The sequence below is a fragment of the Streptomyces sp. NPDC018019 genome (genome assembly GCF_044327805.1).
In the GTDB taxonomy this organism is placed as follows: Bacteria; Actinomycetota; Actinomycetes; order Streptomycetales; family Streptomycetaceae; genus Streptomyces.
The window spans coordinates 96,078-119,083 of record NZ_JBIRGD010000015.1 but is presented as its reverse complement, the minus strand read 5'-3'; the positions used below and the strand labels follow the sequence as shown (position 1 = coordinate 119,083).

14 protein-coding genes and 1 tRNA gene are annotated in these 23,006 nt (G+C 71.0%); 9 read left to right on the top strand and 6 right to left on the bottom strand.

Features of this window, described 5'->3' with window-relative positions; genetic code table 11:
- Window positions 1-32 precede the first annotated feature (32 nt).
- The 9 genes from ACH4FX_RS24435 to ACH4FX_RS24395 all read left to right on the top strand — a co-directional run bounded on the left by ACH4FX_RS24435 (window position 33) and on the right by ACH4FX_RS24395 (window position 12,039).
- Window positions 33-1,205: a MinD/ParA family protein gene (locus ACH4FX_RS24435; protein WP_398482249.1), complete on the top strand. Its 1,173-nt coding sequence runs from the start codon at window positions 33-35 to the stop codon at window positions 1,203-1,205.
- Window positions 1,206-1,243: 38 nt separating this feature from the next.
- Complete coding sequence (gene eccCa, locus ACH4FX_RS24430) at window positions 1,244-5,284, top strand: type VII secretion protein EccCa (RefSeq protein WP_398482247.1); 4,041 nt, start codon at window positions 1,244-1,246, stop codon at window positions 5,282-5,284.
- Between the two features lie 82 nt (window positions 5,285-5,366).
- Window positions 5,367-6,785, top strand: a complete 1,419-nt coding sequence (locus tag ACH4FX_RS24425; RefSeq protein WP_398482246.1) for a DUF6177 family protein — start codon at window positions 5,367-5,369, stop codon at window positions 6,783-6,785.
- Window positions 6,786-6,987: 202 nt separating this feature from the next.
- Window positions 6,988-7,320 (top strand): hypothetical protein, encoded by a 333-nt coding sequence (locus tag ACH4FX_RS24420; protein ID WP_398482244.1) that lies wholly within the window; start codon window positions 6,988-6,990, stop codon window positions 7,318-7,320.
- A gap of 48 nt (window positions 7,321-7,368) precedes the next feature.
- Window positions 7,369-7,680 carry a pore-forming ESAT-6 family protein gene (locus ACH4FX_RS24415; protein ID WP_398482458.1) on the top strand — a complete coding sequence of 104 codons (312 nt, stop codon included), beginning with the start codon at window positions 7,369-7,371 and terminating at the stop codon, window positions 7,678-7,680.
- Between the two features lie 125 nt (window positions 7,681-7,805).
- Window positions 7,806-8,258: a DUF6507 family protein gene (locus ACH4FX_RS24410; RefSeq protein WP_398482242.1), complete on the top strand. Its 453-nt coding sequence runs from the start codon at window positions 7,806-7,808 to the stop codon at window positions 8,256-8,258.
- Entirely contained in the window at window positions 8,255-10,495 is a 2,241-nt protein-coding gene (locus ACH4FX_RS24405) for a hypothetical protein (RefSeq protein WP_398482240.1), read from the top strand. The genes ACH4FX_RS24410 and ACH4FX_RS24405 overlap by 4 nt, the downstream gene beginning before the upstream one ends.
- 16 nt (window positions 10,496-10,511) lie before the next feature.
- The gene (locus tag ACH4FX_RS24400) at window positions 10,512-10,901 is read left to right on the top strand and encodes a hypothetical protein (RefSeq protein WP_398482238.1); all 390 of its coding nucleotides are present in this window, start codon (window positions 10,512-10,514) and stop codon (window positions 10,899-10,901) included.
- 148 nt (window positions 10,902-11,049) lie between these two features.
- Entirely contained in the window at window positions 11,050-12,039 is a 990-nt protein-coding gene (locus ACH4FX_RS24395) for a hypothetical protein (RefSeq protein ID WP_398482237.1), read from the top strand.
- Window positions 12,040-12,448: 409 nt separating this feature from the next.
- On the opposite strand, the gene ACH4FX_RS24390 is transcribed toward ACH4FX_RS24395, so the two are convergent.
- From ACH4FX_RS24390 to topA, 6 genes are all read right to left on the bottom strand, one after another.
- Window positions 12,449-12,522 (bottom strand) — tRNA-Thr (locus ACH4FX_RS24390).
- 62 nt (window positions 12,523-12,584) lie between these two features.
- The gene (locus tag ACH4FX_RS24385) at window positions 12,585-14,186 is read right to left on the bottom strand and encodes an alpha/beta hydrolase (RefSeq protein ID WP_398482235.1); all 1,602 of its coding nucleotides are present in this window, start codon (window positions 14,184-14,186) and stop codon (window positions 12,585-12,587) included.
- Between the two features lie 244 nt (window positions 14,187-14,430).
- The gene (locus ACH4FX_RS24380; RefSeq protein ID WP_398482233.1) at window positions 14,431-15,660 is read right to left on the bottom strand and encodes a DNA polymerase III subunit delta'; all 1,230 of its coding nucleotides are present in this window, start codon (window positions 15,658-15,660) and stop codon (window positions 14,431-14,433) included.
- A 354-nt stretch (window positions 15,661-16,014) separates the two neighbouring features.
- The gene (tmk, locus tag ACH4FX_RS24375) at window positions 16,015-19,341 is read right to left on the bottom strand and encodes a dTMP kinase (protein ID WP_398482231.1); all 3,327 of its coding nucleotides are present in this window, start codon (window positions 19,339-19,341) and stop codon (window positions 16,015-16,017) included.
- Between the two features lie 159 nt (window positions 19,342-19,500).
- Window positions 19,501-19,761, bottom strand: coding sequence for a hypothetical protein (locus tag ACH4FX_RS24370; RefSeq protein WP_398482230.1), 261 nt, complete (start codon window positions 19,759-19,761; stop codon window positions 19,501-19,503).
- 13 nt (window positions 19,762-19,774) lie between these two features.
- Window positions 19,775-22,630, bottom strand: coding sequence for a type I DNA topoisomerase (gene topA, locus ACH4FX_RS24365; RefSeq protein WP_398482228.1), 2,856 nt, complete (start codon window positions 22,628-22,630; stop codon window positions 19,775-19,777).
- Between the last annotated feature and the right edge of the window lie 376 nt (window positions 22,631-23,006).

Below are 23,006 nucleotides of genomic sequence, written 5' to 3'. Positions count from 1 at the left end.
CGGGGCAGCACGTTGGGGGGAGAAGGTGGGGAATGCCGAACGCGGGTGACTGGCAGAGCGATGTACTGCGCGACTTGAGGGGCGATCCCCAGCAGGATGCGCAGTCTCGCGGTGGGCAGGTCCGCCACAGTGTTCCGACGGGCCGGGAACTCCCCGTACAGAGCGCTCAAGAGCCGGACACCGCACGGAGCGTCAGCACTTCCCCAAGGACCGAAGACCAGCACAGCGGGCCGAAGAAACAGGCGTCGCTCGGGCACGCTCCGAATCCCGCCCCCCGCACGGCCCCCGACCCCCGCCCCGTGGTCGACGAGCGGATGGCCGGCCTGCTGCGCCGTAAGCCGCAGCACGGCGAGCCCTTCGCTACGCGTGCCACACGTGCCCTGCGTCGCGTGCTCTGCTCGTCGGCCGCGCGCGAGGTCGCCGAGACGACCCGTACCGCCGAAGTGCTTCAGCGCCCCGTGACGACGGGCCGGCAGATCGCTGTCACCTCCATCCGGGGCGGGTCCGGCAAGACCACGGTCGCCGCCCTGCTCGGCACCACGTATGCGCACTACCGGCACGACCCGGTCCTGTTCCTGGAGGCCGACCCGGCCCTCGGCTCGCTGCCGCTGCGCCTCGGCGCCGAAACGCTGCGCTGGACCACCGGCGACCTGGCGGAGATCGTCCAACCGGACATGTCGCTGTCCGACGTCACCGGGTACCTCGTCCAGCTCCCCGGCAACGCCTGGCTGCTGCCCGCCAGCCAGGGCCGGATCGGCGCGAGCCTGGACAGCCGGGCGTACGAGCGGGCCGTGGTCGCGCTGCGCCGCCACTTCGGCGTGATGGTCATCGACTGCGAGACGCTGCCCGCCGAGGTCGGCCGCGTCGCACTCGCCGCCGCCCACGGCCGCGTGCTGACCGCCCCCGCCACACCGGAAGGCGTCACCAGTACGTACGCGGTACTCCGATGGATGCGGGAGCTGCCCCACCGCCTGATCACCGGCACCGTCGTCGTCCTCACCGAAACGGCGCCCGGCCCGGGAATCGACCTCGGTGCGGCGGTCCGGCAGCTGACGTCGACCGGGGCCGGCGCCCACGTCCTGCCGTACGACCGGCACCTGGCGTCCGGCGGCCCGGTCGACACCGCGTTGCTCGCCCGCCCGACCAGGGAAGCGGCCGCCCGCATCGCCGCGGATGTCTTCCACCTCGCCCAGACCCGCCACTGACCCCGGACACCGATCCCGACCGTGATGGACGGACGACGATGAGCACCCGACTGATCCACCGGCCGGCCAGGACCTGCAAGCTGCCGGCCGCCTCCGAGGCACGCCTCGTCGAGGCCCCGCCCAACCTTCCCGAGGGGAAGTCGGGCAACATCGCCATGTCGCTGCTGCCCGTCGCGGGCGTCATGTCGTCCGTGGTCATGATGACGGTCGTACGCAACAGCCAGTTCGCCGTGCTCGGCGCGATCATCCTGGTCGTCACCGTCGTCGGCTCCCTCGTGCTCGTCCTCTCGCAGCGCGGCAAGGCCCAGCGGACCCGGCGCACCCAACGGGAGGCGTACCTCGCCTACCTGGAAGACCTGCGCGAGGAGCTCTTCGCCGAGGAGCGCGAGCGGCGCCGGCGCGCCGACGTCCTCAATCCGCCGCCGACCGCCCTGTACGACCTGGTCCGCGATCCGGCCCGCCTGTGGGAGCGCCGCCGTACCGACGGCGACTTCCTGCGGGTGCGCGTCGGCACCGGCGAGATGCCCGTCCGCGATCTGAAGATCGCCCAACAGGGTTCCTCGGTGCTCACCCCGCCGGACCGGTTCATGCTCAACGAGGCGTCGGCCTTGATGGCCCGCTTCCGCACCGGCACCGATCTGCCGCTCACGGTCCCGCTCGACCGGGTCGGCAACGTCAGCGTCATCGGTCCCCGGGAGGACTGTCTGCGGGTCGCACGCGCCCTTCTGGTCCAGACCGCGGCGCTGCACGCCCCCGACGACGTGGCACTGGCCCTGGCCGTGCCCGGCGACCGGCTCGGCGACTGGGAGTGGGCCAAGTGGCTGCCGCATCTGCTCGACACCGAGCAGTTCGACGGCCCCGTCGCGGCCCGGCGCATCGCTCCCTCCCCGTCCCGGCTCGCTCGGCAACTCGGCCCCGAGCTGCACCGCCGTGCCTCCTACGCGGCAGAGGTGCGGCGCGGCCTCTCCGGCCACGACGCCCTGTCCATGACGTCCCGGCTGCTCGTCGTCGCCGACGGTCACGGACAGGACGCCGTCGAGCTGCCGCGTCCCGACGAGGCGGTCGGCCTGCGGGAGATGGCCGTCACCGTCCTGCACCTGCTGGAGCGGCGGGTGCAGGAACCCGGACAGGTCAGCGTCCGCATCACCGTCGACGGCGACCGGGTGGTCATCGAGGACCTGCGCGAACAGGAACCGGTACACGCCCACGGCACGGCGGACGAGGCCGGCATCCCGTTCGCCGAGGGCCTGGCCCGGATGCTGGCGCCGCTGCGCCTGTCCGCCGAATCCCTCGTCGACGCCCCCCTGAGCGGGCCGGTCGGCTTCGCGGACCTCCTCGGCATCGACGATGTGGCGCGGCTCGACCTGTCACGCCTGTGGGCGCCACGCGGCGAGCGCGCCTTCCTGCGGGTGCCGATCGGCGTCAACGACTCCCACCAGCCGGTGCTCCTGGACCTCAAGGAATCGTCGGAACTCGGCATGGGCCCGCACGGCCTGTGCGTCGGCGCCACCGGCTCCGGCAAGTCCGAGCTCCTGCGCACGCTCGTCCTCGCCCTGGTGACCACGCATCCGCCGGAAGACCTCGCCCTGGTCCTCGTCGACTACAAGGGCGGCGCGACCTTCGCGCCGTTCGCGGGCCTGCCGCACGTCGCCGGTGTCATCACCAACCTGGAGAACCAGGCCGGGCTCGTCGAGCGGGTCCACGCCTCGCTCGCCGGTGAGGTCAAGCGCCGCCAGCAGGTCCTCAAGGACGCCGGGAACATCGCCGACATCGGCGCCTACGCCGCGCTGCGCGGCAGCCGGCGGCCCGACCTGGAGCCGCTGCCGCACCTGTGCGTCGTCATCGACGAGTTCGGCGAACTGCTCACCGCGAAGCCGGACTTCATCGACCTGTTCCTGTCCGTCGGCCGCATCGGCCGCTCCATCGGCGTACACCTGCTGCTGTCCAGTCAGCGCATCGAGGGCGGCAACCTGAAGGGACTGGACACCTACCTCTCGTACCGCCTCGGCCTGCGGACCTTCTCCGCCGACGAGTCGCGTACGGTCCTGGACACCACGGACGCCTTCCACCTGCCGCCGCTGCCCGGCTTCGGTTACCTCAAGGTCGACACCAGCCACTACGACCGGTTCAAGGCCGGTTACGTCTCGGGCGCCTACCGAGGCCCCGCACAGCGCGCGGACGAGCAGGACGCCGGTCCCCGCGCTCTTCCCTACGAAACGTTCAACGCCCCTACGAGCGCCGCGGACCCGGAGACACCGGAACCGGCGGCGCGACGCCGCGAGACCGGGCCGACCGAACTGGACGTCATGGTCGGGCAGCTGGCGGAGGCCCCCGGTGCGGTGCGCCGCATCTGGCTGCCGCCGCTGCCCGGCGCGGTCACCCTGGACACGGTCGCCGGACCGCTGGGCGTCGGGCCGCGCGGTCTGCGGCTTCTCAATGCGCGAGGGCGTACGACAGGAGAAGCCCGGGATAGCGCGGCGGCGGGCGGCCGGACGGCGGGACCGAACCGCACCCCGCTCCAGGTACCGCTCGGTCTGCTCGACGACCCGGCCAGGCAGTGGCAGGGCCAGTGGTACCTGGACCTCACGCTGGCGGGCGGCCACGTGGCGCTCATCGGCGGCCCGCAGTCCGGGAAGACGACGCTCCTGCGCACCCTCGTCCTCTCGCTCGCGCTGACCCACACCCCGCGGGAGGTCGGCGTCTACGGCCTCGACCTGGTCGGCGGAGGCCTCCAGGCCCTCGCCGGCCTGCCACACGTCGGCGGGATCGCGGGCCGGGCCGACCGCGAACGCGCCGCACGCACCGTCGAGGAGGTACGGAACATGCTTGCGGCCCGGGAGGACCTCTTCCGCGAGCACGGCATCGACTCCCTCGACCAGCTGCGTGACCTGCACGCGGCGGGCCGGCTGCCCGAGCTGACCTCCGCCGAGATCGTGCTCGTCATCGACGGCTTCGGCGCGCTGCGGGACGACTTCGAGGAGCTGGACGACGACGTCACCGACATCCTCAAGCGCGGCGGAGGTTACGGCGTGCACGTCGTCGCGGCGATGCTCCGCTGGAACGACGCGCGCATCGCCGTCCAGTCGAACTTCGGTACCCGCATCGAACTGCGGCTGAACGACCCGGGCGAGTCCTGCATCGACCACAAGCTCGCCGCGACCCTCTCGCCCGACGAGCCCGGCCGCGTCCTGACCGACGGAAAGCTGTTCGCGCAGGTGGCGCTTCCCCGTACGGACGGTCTCGCCGACACCGCGGACCTGGGTGCGGTGCTGGAGCGTACGGCCCGCACGGTCCGTGCGGCCTGGAGCGGGGAGGTGGCCCAGCCGGTACGGGTGCTGCCGCACCTCCTGGAGCCCCGGCTCCTGCCGGGCCCGGTCGCCGAGCCCGGGAGGGTACCCATCGGACTGGACCAGACGGCGCTCGACCCCGTACTGCTCGACCTGTTCGCGCATGACCAGCACCTGCTGGTCATGGGGGACAGCGAGTGCGGGAAGACGAACCTCCTGAAGGTCATCGCCAACGGCCTCATCGAGCGCTACAGCGAGGACGAGCTGGTCTTCGCCGTCATGGACCCGCGTCGCGGTCTGCGCGGCGCGATCCCCGAGGAGTTCAACGGCGGTTACGCGTACAACGCGAAGTTGTGCGCGGGTCTCGCCACCGGTATCGCCACCGTGCTGGAACAGCGGCTGCCCGATGACAGCGCGCGCTTGGAGGACCTCGAACCCGGCAGCTGGGGCGGCGGCCCGCGGATCGTGGTCCTCGTCGACGACTACGACGTCCTCACCACCGCCGGCCAGGAGCCGCTGGCCCCGTTCCTGCCGTACGTCCCGGCTGCGGCGGACATCGGGCTCCACTTCGTCCTGACGCGCCGGGTCGCAGGCGCCTCCCGCGGCATCTACGAGCCCCTGGTGCAGGGCCTGCGCGAATCGGGTTCCTCGGCGCTCCTGATGGCCGGAGACCGCGGCGAGGGCCAGCTGTTCCCCGGCGTGTACGCCTCCCGGCAACCGCCGGGCCGCGGCGTCTTCCTCCGCAGGGGCCAGGCCAACCGCCTCATCCAGACCGTGCACTCCCCCGGGTGACCCGCCCGGGAACTCCCCCGCACACGCGGGCCACCCCACGTACGGCAGCCACGCCACGGACGACGAAGGACCGGACGAACCCATGACCAAGGACGTCATCGCCCTCACGCACCGCATGCCCGACCCCTGGAGCCTGCTCGCGGGCCTGCTCTCCGGAGGGCCCGACACGCTGGTCGACACGGCGGGAGAGGACGCCGTGGTGCGGCTCTGCGACGGTGCGGGACGCCCCCTCGTCTCCGTCGAGGCACCCCTGCTGGTGCAGGTCGAGGGGGAGGCCGAGCGGCTGCTCGGCGCGACCGCGCCGCCGGTCCCCTACTGGTGGACCGAGGCCCGTGCCACCACCGGCGTCGAGGACGCCGAACGGCTCGCCGGTACCTTCGCGGCCCGGCTGGCCTCGTTGGCCGGCGGTTCCGCCTGGCCACCGGAGGCCGCCGGCTCCCTGGCCGTGGTGAGCACCGAAGGCATGAGCGTCGCGCCCGCGACCGACACCGGCCGGCCCGCCATCGACGTCCTGACCGACAAGGTCGCCGTCGTCATCCAGGACCGCCCGGTCGTGGCCATGACGGCCTGGCTCTCGGACGCGTTCCGGACGGCGGCCGAAGCCGGGCTGGGCCTCCAGATCGTCAGCCCGCCGGGCACCACGCTCTCCCCGGCCGCACGCGACCACCTCGGCACCTGGCCCGCACGTTGGATCGTCCGCGACGAGCGGGACGGCTATTACGACGGCCTGTCCGGAGCCGTACTGCGATGGCAGGACGGGATGTTCGCTCCGATGACGGCGGCCGACGCGACCCCCGACGACCCGCGCACCCCGGTGGCCGCCTCCTTCCAGGAGACCGCCCCCACCGGCGAGCGGCAGCTTGCCGTCACCTTCCGTACCGTCCACCCGGCCGACGACCGGCTGGTGATCGGCGATGCGCTGGAGTCCGTATGGCGCGAGCTCACCGGCGAACCCCCGGCGGGGTGGGGAACCGCCGAACCCGCCAACCTTCCCTGGTCCCCGCGCCAGGTGACCGACCTCGCCTTCGGGAGGACTCCCGAGCCGACCTGGCTCGTCGTGGTCGGCAGCCGGGCACGGCCCGGCCTGGCCACCGTGCGCGTCAGCCGTACGAAGGCAGGCGTGGAGGAACACGTCACGCTGATGTTCGGCTACGAAGCCGACGAGGAGCCACCGGTGCGGTCCCTGCCCGGGACCGCGGAGCTGCTCGCCACCCGCCACCACCTCCAGTCGATGCTCATACAGCTCCGGAAAGCCCGCCGCGACCTCGCGGTACCGCCCCGCTTCGAAGGACCCGGCGTTCCGGTGGCGTTCGTGCTCGGCGCGGAGGAGGTCCGCCGACTGCCCGACGACCGTGCCTTTCGCACCCCGCTGTCCGCGGAGCCCGTCCGCCTCGGCCCGAAGTCCCGTCCCGCGCTGTACTACCCGCTGCCCGGCGACCCGTCGGACCTGTCGGGCTGGCGGGACTTCGAGCAGCTGATGCAGCATCTCAAAGGCACCTGACCACAGGCGGCGCACAGCTCCGGCAGGGACCTCCGTACCCGGTACGCGACAGGCCGCGCCACACGGATCAGCCGTCATCAGCCGTCATCACCGAGCTGTTGTCACACCTTGGTCCTAGGATCAGGGATACGGATTGCACCACTGATATCCCGGTTGATAGGGATGCGTACACACGATCGACAAGTCTGGTGGGGGGAGCCCGATGAAGTTCGACATGGGGGCACAGACGCTCTCGACCCTGAGGTCGCAGTCGCAGGGTTCGAGTACGGAACTGGGCGCCTTGATCCGTCAGCTCATCCAGGCGGCACAGCCGTTGGAGAGCAAGTTCAACGGCGCGGGCAAGGTGGCCTTCGACTCGTTCAAGTCGCGCGCGGACGAGATCACGGCGGCGCTGAACAGCGCGCTGGCCGCGATCGTGGGCGGCCAGTCAGGGATGGAGACGGCCTTCAGCTCCGGTGACCAGGAGCAGGCCGACAACGCCCGCTCGCAGATGGCGGCGGCGAACTTCGACGCGGCCCGTTTCTCGGGCCGCTGACAGCCCGCAACGCGCGGAAACAGGCAGATCTCAGGGGGAGTGATGGCGATGGCCGGCGGTATGGACCGTCGTTCGTACGACACGGGTGCCTCGGCGGAGGCCCAGGGCAACATCCAGGCGGTGATCGCACGCCTGGAACAGGTGATCGCGGAGCGCGACGCACAGGTCAAGGCAGCGATGGCCGACTTCACGGCGGACGGCGTCGCGGACGAGTACCACGGCAAGGAAATGCGCTGGAACCGCGCGTCGCAGGAGGTCAGGAGCATCATCCAGCTGTTGAAGTCGACACTGGAGCAAAACGACGGCACCGCGCACCAGACGCTCGCACGGGCCAAGGCCGCGGTCGACAACATCGGCTAAACCGACCTTGGCGCCGGGGGTGGCAGTCACCCCCGAGGTGCGCCGACCGGTTGACGGGCGTAGTGCGACGGTGCCGCACGGGGAGTGGTGGCGGCGCCACGGATCGGCAGGCAAGGGGGGCGTTCATGGCGTCATGGGACATTCAGCCGCAGGGCGTTCAGGGCCAGTTGAAGGTCGTCGGCACACACGGCGACGACCTGGTGAAGGCTCTCGACACCATGCTCTCGGATCTTCAGAGGGCGGCCCAGGCGGCCGGTACGGCCGTGCCGGGCTCGCACGCCACGACGCTGCCGAACGGACAGCCGGTACTGACGGACTACAAACCGGTGGGACCGGTGTCGCCCGCCATGCTGCCGCAGAGGACGACGGGCCCGGTGGCCGCCGCGCTGGTCGAATACGCGACAGCACGCCGCCACGACATCAAGGCGATGGCCGAACGCGTCCAGGCCGCCGTCCTGGGCGCGGCCAAAGCCACCAATGAGTACGTCCAGGGAGACCTGGAGGCAGCCAGGAACGCGCAGCACGCGGCCCGCGCCGTCCAGTTGGACGCTCTCAAGGACTTCGGGGGGAAGCAGTGAGCGACGCGCCGGTCGATCCGGCCGAGGTACCGGTCTACACCGGCGACCTCGGTGTCCTTCAGACCCAGGTGCAGGCGCTGTCCCAGGACGGCGCCAAGATCGGAACCGCCGGTTCGGACGTCCACAAGTCCTTCGGCGGACTGGCCGCCTTCTACAAGGCGCCCGAGGCGGAGCAGTTGTTCGGAGTCACCGAGCCGGTGGCGCGCAAGGCACACGACCTGAGCGGCGACATGCAGGTCATCTCCAAAGCGCTGAGCACCTATGCCGACGAGATCACGCCTCTGGTCGCGCAGCTCGAACAGCTCAAGAAGGAAGCGGCCAGTTTCCGTACCGAGAAAGCCGCGGACGACGACTGGAACGAGGACGGTGACCTGGCCGAGGAGAACCTCGCCCGCCGCAACAAGATCGCCGAGGTCTGGACCGCCTTCCAGCGGGCGGAACGCGACTGCCACGGAAAGATCGTCGCCCTGGTGGGCGGCAAGCCGCTCAAGGTGAACGACGGCTCCAACCAGAAGAACATGTACGGCTACGACGCCGAAGCCCTCAAGCAGTCCAAGAGCCTGCCCTGGGGCGACGCGGTCGAGGAGTCCGTCCCCTTCTGGCAGGTGTGGGAGCACGCCTACGACTTCGGCAAGGGCTTCATCGTCGACGGTGTGTGGGGCACCATCAAGGGCCTGGGCACCCTGGTCGGCTTCGACGGCTGGGACGCCGCCGGCGAAGCCTGGGGCAACCTGGCCAAGCTCTCCACCGGACTCACGATCACCATGATCCCCGGCGTGGGCGCCCTCTACTTGACCGCCCCCGGCAGCATGCTCCCCTCCTGGCTGCGGGAGTCGCGGAAGACGATGGCCGAGACCGGCAAGGCGATGCTCGCCTGGGATCAGTGGGGTTCGAACCCTTCCCGGGCCGCCGGCGCGGTCACCTTCAATGCCGTCACCGCCCTGTTCACCCGTGGCGGCAGCGCCGCCGTATCGGGCGCGGGCAAGGCGGGCGCGGCGGCCAAGGCCCTGTCGGCCGCCGGCAAGGTGGGCCACGCCATCGACCCGATGACCTACGTCTTCAAGGGCGCCGGCACCGGCGTGTCGAAGATCGGCGACGTCATGGCCCACCTCAAGGCCCTGCGCGGCGTCGAGCTCCCCAAACTCCCCGACGAGGTGGTCGTACTCCCCGACGGCGCCACACTCGCAGCCGACGGCACCATCCACCTCCCCACGGGCAAGAAGATCCCGGACGGCTTCACCCGCCTCCCCGACGGCACCATCAAACCCCCACACGGAACCACCCCCCTCCCCCCGGGCACAGTCCGCCTCCCCACCGACGGCCCCCCACGCTTCCTGTCCGAGGACGGCACCATCTACCGCCTGGACGGCACCATCGACCAACATGCCGAAGCGGCGCCGAGGGACATACCGTCCAAGGCGGCGAACGAGGCTGATCAGTCTCGAACGAACGCGTCGGTCCCCCAGGAAAAACCGACACGGGTCGGCGTCGGCGGACGTGGTGACGCCGTCGCACATCTCAGCCCTGAAAGCTCGGGCCATCTCCGGGCGGGCGACGGTACCGCCGATACTGCTGCGCACGCGGGCAGCCACAGTGACGACCTCGCAACGGGGAGCGCCTCGCACGAGGGGGCCGCAGACTGGGGGCCCCCTCACGAGGAATCCACAGCCAGAGACCATGCGGCGGGCGGGTCCCCCGAAGACACCGCCCTGGCCGATTGGTTTCATGACAAGGGAAACCCGACGCCCAGCCCGCAGACACATTCACTGGGCGAGGAAAGGCCGGGCTTTTCCATCATGCACGAAACGGACCAGTTCTACAAAAATGCCCGCAGAGCGAACCCGCTGCCGGGCCACTATGACGTCGTAGCCCATGGAACCCCCCATGAGGCATTCATGCATTCCACTGACGGGCGGAAGATTTCCGCCCAAGAGATGGCAAACATCATCCGCAGGCGCCCCGACTACGCGCCAGGAACGCCGGTGCGGCTGCTTTCTTGCAACACCGGACACACGGACGGCACCTTCGCACGCCAGCTGGCCCAGAAAATCAAAGCACCGGTTATCGCTCCGGACGGGTACCTCTACAGTAGTCGGCATGGCTGGCTCGGAGTCGATCGTGAGTTGAGCCGCACGATTCGCCCAAGCCAGGTCCGCAAGCTGCCCGGAGACTTCTACCGATACAATCCCGACGGTACTGCAGAAAAGCTGGAGCGGTCCGAGTGGGCCGCCGATTAACGGAGGACGAATCTCCATGAAGATGCTTCCTTTTTTCGAGGAAGTTGAAGCAGAGAACCAGGCCTTGCCGCAACAGGTATCACTCAGACAACTGGCAGACCGGTTGGACCCCGCACTGCGTGAGCCTATGGCCAATTACCTGTCCGACTCTCACTCTCTTCTCGCCGCTGGCAATATTCAAGACCCCATGAATCCGGAAGCAGGGCCGGTTGCCCCCTTCGGGTACAGCACCGACGGAGAATGGACGTGGCCCTCATACTGGGGTTATTTCGTACGGGAGTACGGAGTGCGACCACCCGATGACTTCATTGAGCATGCTCGGAAGCGAAATTTCACCCCTCCCAACCTGACCGAAGAGGAACTGGACCAGGCCGAAGAGGAATTCGAACGACAGTTCTTCGACTGAACAACCCCGACGATTCAAGCATCGGAAGAAAACGCACCCGCAGGAGAACTCCGCAGCGCACGCCGCGCGAAACACGGAACCCTTTTCCGGTCGAGCGCGTTTCGGGGCAAGCAGGCACGCCCCGGTAAGTCCATCCCGGAGGAACGCGGTGATCACGAGTACGCCTGTCGCTCGTTGGACTTGGGGACGGGACGCGCATGGCGAGGACAAGATCGCCATGTGCCTCCGAGAACTGCTGGTCGCCTACACCGTGCTGCTCAAGTACCGCCTCGCGGTCGATGCACCCGAGGTTTCCGTGTCCGTCCATGAAGCCGGGCAGCCGAACACTTTCCTGTATCGGGGAGACTTGAGGTTCGATGCCACGTGGCCCGACCCCGCGCAGCAGTTGGCCGACGCGGTCAAAGCGGGGCTACGTTCAGGGAAGATCGGCTCCGTGTACGCCGATGCCAACAGTGCCGGGGTCATCGTTGACGGGGGCGAGGAGTTTCGTGAAGACGGGCTCTTCCAAGTAGGAGCTTCGGTACTACTCGACCACATCGGCGTCGATTTGGAGACTCCCTCCGACGCGTGGATGCCATACGACCTCAAGGGCCGCGCTCAGCCCTCCGTCCATGCGGCAAACGCACCCCGACTGTCTGCCGCTCTCCGTGATCTGTCGGAAACGCTTGACTCGGAGACCGACCCGGACGATCCCACATACTTCGGCAAGCCAACCGAAACGGGTGTCGACAATTATTTTGATGAAGGCGGCGCCGCGTCCGATGTGTGGTCTGGCTTCGAGATTCCCCGCCGGTACAGCGCATTCAGACACACACCCGGCTTCGGCCGCATCGGCTACAAGCGTTCGGTGGAAGGTGATGTCCAATACGTTCCCGTGCGGGACGAACAGCACGGGATGCTTGGGTACCTCTGGGTCTCCGATGCTCAGAACGGCGCGAGCTTCGAACCACAGGATCTTGACGACGAGGCAAAGTACAAGGCTTCACTCTCGTGGCTCGATCGGCTGGCCTCTGCCTACGACCGGGGTTTGTCTCCCGCACAGGCACTAGCAGAATTGGTCGACCTTGACGAGAACGAAAGACCTGGCGTGATCGAGCTGGACAGGCTGCGCGAGCTCGCGAGTGGAAACCGACCCTGAATGCGGGTGGGGCGATGTAAGCACCAAGGGAGCCCCGGGTGCCGGCGGGAGTGATACCGGGCGGATGGCAGCAAGGAGGCAACGGGCGGTGTCCAGCGGGGCCACAGTGTCACCTGGCAACTACCGTTCCTTCAGCTCACCGCGATCCCGCGGACCAGCCTGACAGCCGTCACGCCCTCTGCGCCAAGCTGCCCTTCTCCATGTTCCTGACCGTCGCCGATCTGAAGTCCACTGTCACCCGATCCAGGGCTGACAAACGCCAGCACTGATCGGGCCCCAGAGGCCCAGACGCCTCTGCAGCTAGCGGCCTGTCCGGGAACGACACGCCGTGGGAGACGCGCTCAGCCTCCGTATGCGGTGAATGAGAAAACCCCAGCTCAGACGAGGTCTGAGCTGGGGTTTCCAACTGAGCCGCCTAAGGGAATCGAACCCTTGACCTACGCATTACGAGTGCGTCGCTCTGGCCGACTGAGCTAAGGCGGCGTGGTGCGGAGCCCAGTCTACACATCGGTTGGGGGTGGTCCGAACCGGGTTTCGTCCGGGGTTCAGGTGCAGTGTTTGTCGGGGGGTGGGGGTGTGGATTCGAGGAGGTAGGTGTTGATGGCGGTGTCGATGCAGTCGCTGCCGCGGCCGTAGGCGGTGTGGCCGTCGCCGTCGTAGGTGAGGAGGGTGGCGGAGGAGAGCTGGGCGGCGAGGGAGCGGGCCCAGGGGTAGGGGGTGGCGGGGTCGCGGGTGGTGCCGACGACCAGGATGGGGGCGGCGCCCTCGGCGGTGATGCGGTGCGGGGCGCCGGTGGGCTTGACCGGCCAGTACGCGCAGTTCAGGGCGGCCCAGGCGAAGCTTTCGCCGAAGACCGGGGACGCCTCGCGGAAGGCGGGCAGGGCGGCGCGTACCTCGTCGGGGCCGGCGAAGGAGCCGGGGAGGTCGAGGCAGTTCACGGCGGGGTTGGCGAACATCTGGTTGGCGTAGGTGCCGTCCGGGTCGCGTTCGTAGTACGAGTCGGAGAGGGCGAGCAGGCCGCGGCCGTCGCCCTTCTGGGCCTCGGCGAGGTATTCGCGCAGGACGGGCCAGGCGCCCTCGTCGTACATGGCGGCCGTCACCCCGCTGGTGGCGAGGGATTCGGTGAGGGTGCGGGCGCTGCCGGTGGGGGCGGGGTGGGCGTCGAGCTGCTTGAAGAGAGCGGTGAGGCGGCGGCCGGCTTCTTCGGGGCCGTTGGTGCCGAGGGGGCAGCCGCGTTGTCTGGCGCAGTCCTTGGCGAAGGCGGTGAAGGCGGTGTTGAAGCCGGCGGTCTGGTCGCGGTTCATCGTTCGGGCGGGCAGGGACGGGTCCATGGCGCCGTCGAGGACGAGGCGGCCGACGCGGGAGGGGAAGAGGCCGGCGTACGTGGCGCCGAGGAAGGTGCCGTAGGAGGCGCCTACGTAGGTGAGCTTGTCGTCGCCGAGGACGGCCCGCAGGACGTCCATGTCGCGGGCCGATTCGGCGGTCGAGACGTGGCCGAGGCGGGCGCCGGAGCGGTGCCGGCAGCCCTGGGCGAAGGTGCGCAGGGCGGTGGTGAGGCGGTCGGCCTCGGCGTCGTCGTCCGGCGTCTGGTCGACGCGGGTGAAGTCGTCCATCTGGGCATCGGACAGGCAGGTGATCGGTTCGCTGCGGGCCACGCCGCGGGGGTCCATGGCGACCATGTCGTAACGGGCCCGGACCGCTTCGGGCTGCGGCGCGTACTGCTGGAGGTAGTCGATTGCCGAGCCGCCGGGGCCGCCCGGGTTGACCATGAGGGAGCCGAGGCGGCTGCCCGGGCCGGTGGCCTTCTTGCGGGAGACGGCCAGTTTCAGGTCGGTGGCGGCGCTGGGTTTCGCGTAGTCGAGGGGCGCCCGCATCGTCGTGCACTCGAAGCCGACGACTCCGCACTCGCGCCAGGTGAGTTTCTGCTCGTAGTACGGGCGGAGGGCCGCGGGGATGGCGGTGGGCAGGGGGTCGAGGGTGGCCGTCGCCGCGCCGGGGACCGCGCCCGGGGAGCCCGTACGGCCGTTGGTCGACTGCCCGGAGGCCGCTGCGCCGCGCGACGGACTGCCCGACGAGCAGCCGGAGAGGAACAGGGCGGTGGCCGTCAGGACGGTACCGGCGGTGCGGAGCAGGCGGCTGGTGGCCATGGGCGGTCCCTCGGTCCCTGAGTCGTCGGCAGCGGCAACGTGCAGTGGCAGTGGCACTTGCAGTGACCGTGACGGTGACTGCGACCACGGCTGCTGGTATGGGACGGAGCGTATCCGTGCCGAGGCGGAGCGTGGGGGTGGGTGCGCTCGTACGGGTGAGGGAGGGAGGGGGAACCGGAGGGGGCTGAGGGCAGGGGGCAGGGGGCAGGGCCGTCGTACGGCCGTGCCCTCACGGAGCGCTCCCTCACCCCTTCCGCAACGCCACCGTCATCGCCTCCACCGCCAGCAGCGGGGCCACATTGCGGTCCAGGGCCTGGCGGCAGGCGATGACGGCTTCTATCCGGCGAAGGGTGCGTTCCGGGGTGGAGGAGGACGCGATGCGGCGGATGCTGTCGCGGACCTCGTCGTTGGCGAGGGGGACCGTGGCGCCCAGTTGGACGGCCAGGACGTCGCGGTAGAAGCCGGTGAGGTCGGTCAGGGCCAGGTCGAGGCTGTCGCGCTGGGTACGGGTGGAGCGGCGCTTCTGCTTGTCCTGGAGGTCCTTCATGGCGCCCGCCGTGCCGCGCGGCAGCCGGCCGCCCGTGCCGGCGGCGGCGCCGAGCGCGGCGCGCAGCTCCTCCGTCTCCCGGGTGTCCACCTCCTCGGCGACCTGCTTGGCGTCCTCCGTCGCGGCGTCGATCAGCTCCTGGGCACCCTTGAGGCAACCGCCGATGTCGTCGACGCGCAGGGGCAGTTTGAGGACCGCGTTGCGGCGGGCGCGGGCCCGCTCGTCGGTGGCCAGGCGGCGGGCCCGGCCGATGTGGCCCTGGGTGGCGCGCGCGGCGGCAGCGGCGGCCTCCGGCTCGATGCCGTCCCGGCGGATCAGGACGTCGGCGACGGCGGCGACCGGCGGCGTACGCAAGGTCACGTGCCGGCAGCGGGAGCGGATGGTGGGCAGCACGTCCTCGATGGAGGGGGCGCACAGCAGCCAGACCGTGCGGGGCGCGGGCTCCTCCACGGCCTTGAGGAGCACGTTGCCCGCGCCCTCGGTGAGGCGGTCGGCGTCCTCCAGGACGATCACCTGCCAGCGGCCGCCCGACGGAGACATCGAGGAACGGCGGACCAGGTCGCGGGTCTCTTTCACACCGATCGAGAGCAGGTCCGTACGGACGATCTCGACGTCGGCGTGGGTGCCCACCAGGCTCGTGTGGCAGCCCTCGCAGAAGCCGCAGCCGGGGACGCCGCCGAGGGCGCGGTCCGGACTGACGCACTGGAGGGCGGCGGCGAAGGCGCGCGCGGCGGTGGCGCGGCCGGAGCCGGGCGGGCCGGTGAACAGCCAGGCGTGCGTCATCTTCGACGTGCCGGACTGCGCTATCGGGTCGGTGCCGTCCACGACCGCGCCCTCGACGGTGACCAGCGCGTCCGCGTCGCGTGCGGCAGCAGCGAGCTGCTCCGTCAGGCGTTCCTGCCCGACCACGTCGTCCCACACAGCCATGTCGCCGCCCGCCGTTCCTGTCCTGTCCGTCCTGCCCGTGCCGTCGTGCCGCATCCTGCGGCGCCCGGTGTGCCGCTGCGCGCCACCGCGGCACCGCACCGCCCGCGCTGCCGTGCCGTCACGCCGCGCCCCGCGCTCGTTCCATTGTGGGGCCTCCCACTGACAGCCCGGACGCCCCGGGCAACGGGCGGGCCCCGGCCGCCGCGATGCGTTCGCGCTGCCGGGGCCCGCTCCGGTCACCTCATCCGCCGTCGCACCGGTTGTTACGACAGTCGTTGCGTCAGTCGGCGCGTCAGCCGTTGCGTCAGTCGGCGCACCGGCCATCACACCAGCCGTCGCACCGGTCCGCCGGTCTCAGCCCCGGCGGCCCCGACGGCCGCGTCCCTGCTGCTCGTCCTCGTCCTCGCGCGGGCCGAGAAGCTCGTCGGCCAGCGTCGGCAGGTCGTCCAGCGGGGTCTCCTCCGCCCACGCCGGACGGCGGCGCGGCGCGGGCTCCACCGGCTCCCCGGTGGCCGGGTCGATCTGCGGCAGCTCCCTCGTCCGCTCCACGCCGGACGTGCCGGAGCCGGCGCGCGATCCCGCCGCACCCGGGTCCGTACGGGCGTCCCGCCGGTCCGTACGGGCAGCCGGCCGCTCCGTACCGCCGTCGCCCTCCTTGCGGAACATCCACGCCGGTACGCGCTCCGCCGGGTCCTCCCCGCGCCGCGCCTGCTCGCGCTCCCGCCAGTCCTGGTGGGCCTCGGGCCGTACGGGCGGCAGCACCGCGGTCTCGTCGGAGGCGCCCGGTGCCTCCCGGTGCTGCGGCAGGACGGCGGTCTCCTCGGCGTCAGAGGAGGAGGACGGAGACGAGGACGGAGACGAGGACGGCGGCAGGGACTGAGACGAGGGAGACGCGTCCGGTTCCGTACGGGCGTGCTGCTCCAGCCCGGGCATCGGCGTCTCGGTCGTGGGCGCCTCGGCGGCCTCCGCCGCCCGTGCCGCCTCTTCCTCGGCCCGGCGCGCTGCCTCCGCCTCTTCCTTGGCGCGCGCTTCCGCCTCGGCCTTGGCCTTGGCCTCCGCCTCGGCCGCCGCGGCCAGCCTCGCCTGTTCCGCGCGCAGCAGGGCCTCCTCGGCCTTGCGCTGCTTCTCCAGGCGGCGTTCCTCGGCCTCCCGGCGCAGCCGCGCCTCCTCCTCGGCACGCTTGCGCAACCGCTCCTGCTCGGCCTGCCGTGCGCGCTCCTCGGCCTCCCGGCGACGGCGCTCCTCCTCGGCGGCCTTGCGGGCCTCCTCGGCACGCTGCCGCGCCTCCTCCGCCTGGCGGGCGGCTTCGCGGGCCTTGGCCTCCTCGATCTCGCGGCGCTTGCGCTCTTCCTCCTCGGCGCGCAGCTTGGCGAGCTGCTCCTGCCGCTCGCGCTCCTTGCGCTCCTCCTCGGCCTTGCGCGCGGCCTCTTCCTCGGCCTTGCGCCGGGCCTCCTCCTCGGCGGCCTTGCGCGCCTCCTCCTGGGCCTTGATCTCGGCCTCGGACAGCGGCAGGACCTGGTCGAGGCGGTGCCGTACGACGGTGGTGACGGCCTCCGGGTCCTGGCCGGCGTCCACGACCAGGTAGCGCGCCGGGTCGGCGGCGGCCAGCGTCAGGAAGCCGGAGCGGACCCGCTGGTGGAACTCGGCGGGCTCGGACTCCATCCGGTCCGGGGCCTCGGTGAAGCGCTCGCGGGCGGTCTCCGGGGAGACGTCGAGGAGCACGGTCAGATGCGGTACGAGCCCGTCGGTGGCCCAGCGGGAGATGCGGGCGATCTCGGTGGGAGCGAGGTTGCGGCCCGCGCCCTGGTAGGCGACGGAGGAGTCGATGTACCGGTCGGTGATGACGACGGCGCCACGCTCCAGCGCCGGGCGGATCACGCTGTTGACGTGCTCGGCGCGGTCGGCGGCGAACATCAGCGCCTCCGCCCGGTCCGACAGGCCCGAGGTGGACACGTCAAGGATGATGGACCGCAGGCGCTTGCCGATGGCGGTGGCGCCCGGCTCGCGGGTCACCACGACCTCGTGGCCCTTGCCGCGGATCCACTCGGCCAGCGCCTGGACCTGCGTCGACTTGCCGGCTCCGTCGCCGCCCTCCAGGGCGATGAAGAAGCCGGTGGGGGCCGGCGCCTGGTCCGGGTCGCCGCCGCGCAGCGCCTCGCGCAGGTCGCGCCCGAGGGACACGCCCTGGCGGTCGTCGACCTTTCCGAGCACCCACGCGGCGACCGGCAGCAGCAGCGCGCCGACCAGCATCAGCGTGAAGGCCGCGCCGCCGTGCGAGAAGACGTTCTTGTCGCCCGCGAGGTGGTGCGGGCCGATGGCCCCGGCCAGCAGCGGCGCGACGATGACGGCCAGCGCGACGACGAGCCGGACGACCGCGTGCAGGTGCTCGGTCATCCGGGCGGCGCGGGGCTCTTCGGTCTCCTGGTCCAGGAGCGTGTGGCCGGTGTTGGCCGCGACGCCCGCCGCCACCCCGGCGAGCAGCATCAGCAGCACGACCGTCGTGGTGTCCGGGACCAGCCCGGCCGCCAGCAGGGCCAGGCCGGTGACGGCCACCGCGAGAGCCAGCAGACGACGCCGGGACAGCGCGGGCAGCACCTTGCGCGCACCCCGGATGCCCGCGACCGGGCCGCCGCTCAGGCCGAGCACCAGCAGTCCGAAGGCGACCGGCCCGCCACCGAGGTCACCGGCGTGCAGGACCGCCACCGAGACGGCCGCGGCGATCGCGCCGGCCACCGCCGCGCAGGCCGGCACCAGCAGCGGTACGGCACCCGTACGGCCCCGGTCGACACCCGCGTCGGTCTTGGGGCGGCGCAGGCCCTCCAGGGGAGAGCGGGGGCGCGGCGTCTGCGTACCGGGCAGTTCGAGGAAGTACAGGATCGAGACGGAGGCGGCGAAGAGGCCGGAGGCCACGTACGAGGCGAGCGCGGCCTGGTGGTCGGCGAACCAGTCGATGCCGTTGGCCAGCAGCTTGGCCACGAGGGTGACGACGATCAGCCCGGTGGCGGCCAGCGGCAACGACACGAAAGCGGTACGCAGCGACAGGCGGCGCAGCGCGTCCAGGTTGTCCGGCAGCGGCCGGACGGCCGGGCCCTCGGCCGGGGAGCCGCCCCGGTCGGCCGGGGCCGGGGCCGGGGGAGGCGCCGGCAGCAGTCCGGGCGCCGCGCTCTCCCGGGCCACGGTCCAGAAGCGTTCGGCCACGCCGGCGACGAAGACCGTCACCAGCAGCCAGATCAGCGCGCTGCCCGGCGTCCAGTCGATCCACAGCGGGGCCACGACCAGCAGCGCCAGCCGCACCCCGTCCGCGCCGATCATGGTCCAGCGCCGGTCCAGCGGGCCGGACGGCGCGGTCAGCGCGGACAGCGGGCCCAGCAGCACCGCCCCGGAGAGCAGGGTGGCCAGCATCCGGGCCGCGAAGACGGCGGCGACGGCGAGGGCCGCGCCCCGGTAGCCGCCGCCGAAGGCCGCCTGGCCGCCGGAGGGTACGTACAGCGCCGCTTGCAGCGTCAGCAGTACGAGCACCAGCAGGGCAAGGGCATCGCCGATCGCCCCGACGAACTGTGCGCTCCACAGCCGCTTCAGTGGGGGGAAGCGGAGCAGGGCTCGCACGGCGCGCTCGCGGGAGTCCGCGACGAGGGCGCCGGATGTGGGGGTCACGACCGTAGGGAGCTCGGCACGCGTCATTCCGCCAGCCTATCGGCCGGATATGACAGGTCCAGCTTCCACCCGAACACACGGACGGGTGGGTCCGGCGGACTTCTGCTGGATCTCCAGGGCCTCACGAGGCCCGGCACGCACCGGACGCCGCTCCGTGCTCCACGGAGCGGCGTCAGAAGAAACGCCCTAGTCCTCCAGCAGTATGTCGTCGAAGATCTCGATCACGACGATGACGAGCAGGCCGTGTGCGACGACGTACTCGATGAGGAGGCCCGGCGCCACCTGTGCCCTGCGGTCGTCCTCATGCGTGCCGACATGTGCCGTGGCTTTGTGATACGGGTCGAGGGCGAGCTTGGCCAGCCCGCGTTCGAGCATGTTCCGCCGCTCCGGCGCCATGGCGTCAGCGGTCGCCTTCGCCTCAACGGTGTAGGTGACGCGGTACGCCAACGTGCTCCCCCCCTCAGCTCTCCACGCTCTCAGCCGCCTTCTCCGCCGCCGCGGTCGTCTTCTTCGCGGCGGTCGTCTTCTTGGCCGCCGTGGTCTTCTTCGCGGTCGTCGTCTTCTTGGCCGCCGTCTTCTTGGCCGGGGCCTTCTTGGCGGTCTTCTTGGCCGTCGTCTTCTTGGCCGGGGCCTTCTTGGCGGTCTTCTTCTTCGCCGGGCCCTTGGCGCGCTTCTCGGCCAGCAGCTCGTACCCGCGCTCCGGCGTGATCGTCTCGACGTCGTCGTCCCGGCGCAGCGTCGCGTTGGTCTCGCCGTCGGTGACGTACGGGCCGAAGCGGCCGTCCTTGACGACCACCGGACGCTCGCTGACCGGGTCGGTGCCCAGCTCCTTCAGCGGCGGCTTGGCGGCGGCCCGCCCGCGCTGCTTGGGCTGCGCGTAGATGGCGAGGGCCTCGTCCAGGGTGATGTTGAAGATCTGGTCCTCGCTCTCCAGGGAGCGCGAGTCGGTGCCCTTCTTCAGGTACGGGCCGTAGCGGCCGTTCTGCGCGGTGATCTCGACGCCCTCGGGGTCCTTGCCCACGACGCGCGGCAGCGACATCAGTTTGAGCGCGTCGTCGAGGGTGACCGTGTCCAGGGACATCGACTTGAAGAGCGAGGCGGTGCGCGGCTTGACCGCGTTCTTGCCGGTCTTCGGGGTGCCCTCGGGCAGGATCTCGGTGACGTACGGGCCGTACCGGCCGTCCTTGGCCACGATCTGGTGACCGGTCTCCGGGTCCGTGCCCAGCTCGAAGTCGCCGCTGGGCTTGGCCAGCAGTTCCTCGGCGTACTCCACCGTCAGCTCGTCGGGCGCGAGGTCGTCCGGCACGTCGGCGCGCTGGTGACCCTCGGCGTCCTTCTCACCGCGCTCCACGTACGGGCCGTAGCGGCCGACCCGGAGCATGATGCCGTCGCCGACCGGGAAGGAGGAGATCTCCCGGGCATCGATCGCGCCGAGGTCGGTGACCAGTTCCTTCAGGCCGCCGAGGTGGTCGCCGTCGCCGTTGCCGGCCTCAGAGGCGGCACCGGCCGCCTCGCCCTCGCCGAAGTAGAAGCGGCGCAGCCACGGCACGGACTGGGCCTCGCCCCGCGCGATGCGGTCGAGGTCGTCCTCCATCTTGGCGGTGAAGCCGTAGTCGACGAGCCGCCCGAAGTGCTTCTCCAGGAGGTTGACCACGGCGAAGCTCAGGAAGGAAGGGACCAGGGCGGTGCCCTTCTTGAAGACGTAGCCGCGGTCCAGGATCGTGCCGATGATCGACGCGTAGGTCGACGGGCGGCCGATCTCCCGCTCCTCCAGCTCCTTGACCAGCGTCGCCTCGGTGTAGCGGGCCGGGGGCTTGGTGGCATGGCCGTCGGCGGTGATCTCCGTGGCGGACAGCCGGTCGCCCTCGGCGACCTGCGGCAGCCGCCGCTCGCGGTCGTCCAGCTCGGCGTTCGGGTCGTCGGCGCCTTCCACGTACGCCTTGAGGAAGCCGTGGAAGGTGATGGTCTTGCCGGAGGCGCTGAACTCGGCGTCCCGGCCGTCGGCCGCCCGGCCGCCGATCTTGACGGTGACCGAGTTGCCGGTCGCGTCCTTCATCTGGGAGGCGACGGTCCGCTTCCAGATCAGCTCGTACAGCCGGAACTGATCACCGGTCAGGCCGGTCTCCGCCGGTGTGCGGAAACGATCACCCGAAGGCCGGATCGCCTCGTGCGCCTCCTGCGCGTTCTTGACCTTGCCCGCGTACGAGCGGGGCTTGTCCGGCAGGTAGGAGGCGCCGTACAGCTGCGTCACCTGGGCACGGGCCGCGGAGATCGCGGTGTCCGAGAGCGTCGTGGAGTCCGTACGCATGTAGGTGATGAAGCCGTTCTCGTACAGCTTCTGCGCCACCTGCATGGTGGCCTTGGCGCCGAAGCCCAGCTTGCGGCTGGCCTCCTGCTGGAGCGTGGTCGTACGGAAGGGGGCGTACGGCGAGCGGCGGTACGGCTTGGACTCGACCGACCGGACCGCGAAGTCGGTGTTCTCCAGGGCGGCGGCCAGCGCACGGGCGTTGGCCTCGTCCAGGTGGAGGACGTCGCTGTTCTTCAGCTGTCCGTTGGGGCCGAAGTCGCGGCCCTGGGCGACGCGGCGGCCGTCGACCGTGGACAGACGGGCGGCCAGGGTGGACGGGTCGCTCGCGTCACCGGCGCGGCCGGTGGAGAAGGTGCCGGTCAGGTCCCAGTACTCGGCGGAGCGGAAGGCGATGCGCTCGCGCTCCCGCTCGACGACGAGGCGGGTGGCCACCGACTGCACGCGGCCGGCCGACAGCCGGGGCATGACCTTCTTCCACAGGACCGGCGAGACCTCGTAGCCGTAGAGGCGGTCGAGGATGCGGCGGGTCTCCTGGGCGTCGACCAGCTTCTTGTTCAGCTCGCGCGGGTTGGCGACGGCGGCCCGGATCGCTTCCTTGGTGATCTCGTGGAAGACCATCCGGTGGACCGGGACCTTGGGCTTGAGGATCTCCTGGAGGTGCCAGGCGATGGCCTCGCCCTCGCGGTCCTCATCGGTGGCGAGGAAGAGTTCGTCGGACTCGGCCAGCAGCTCCTTGAGCTTCTTGACCTGGTCCTTCTTGTCACTGTTGACGACGTAGATCGGCTGGAAGTCGGCGTCGACGTTCACGCCGAGGCGGGCCCAGGGCTCGCCCTTGTACTTCGCCGGGACCTCCGCCGCGCCGTTGGGGAGGTCGCGGATGTGCCCGACGCTGGCCTCGACCACGTAGCCAGGGCCGAGGTAGCCCTTGATCGTCTTCGCCTTGGCAGGCGACTCGACGATGACGAGTCGGCGGCCGCCGCCCTGTGCGGTCTCGCTGGTCGGGGACAACTTCGCTCTTCTCTCCGGTCGACGCTGGGGGTAACCCCCCGGGCCGGAGCTCTGGGGGACACTGCGGTGACGCTTGACGCTGCGGAGTGTGACGGTACATCCCGCCCTCATGTCAAACGGAAAAACCCCGCAACGCCACTCGAACGGTAACCCGACTACATGCCTTCATGCCGCCCGGACCGGACACGCGCCCCGCGGCGGGGCCGGCCCGGGACAGGTGCGCGGCGGAGCATCCGAGGCCGGTGGGGCTCCTGGCCGCCGCGCGGCGCTGGCAGGATGGACGGTGGCCGTATCCGTTCTCATCACGCACTCCGGGGGTCCGCGCACCGATGACGCATCCGTACGCGTTCCCTCCGGCGCCCCGGTGCGCGTCGCC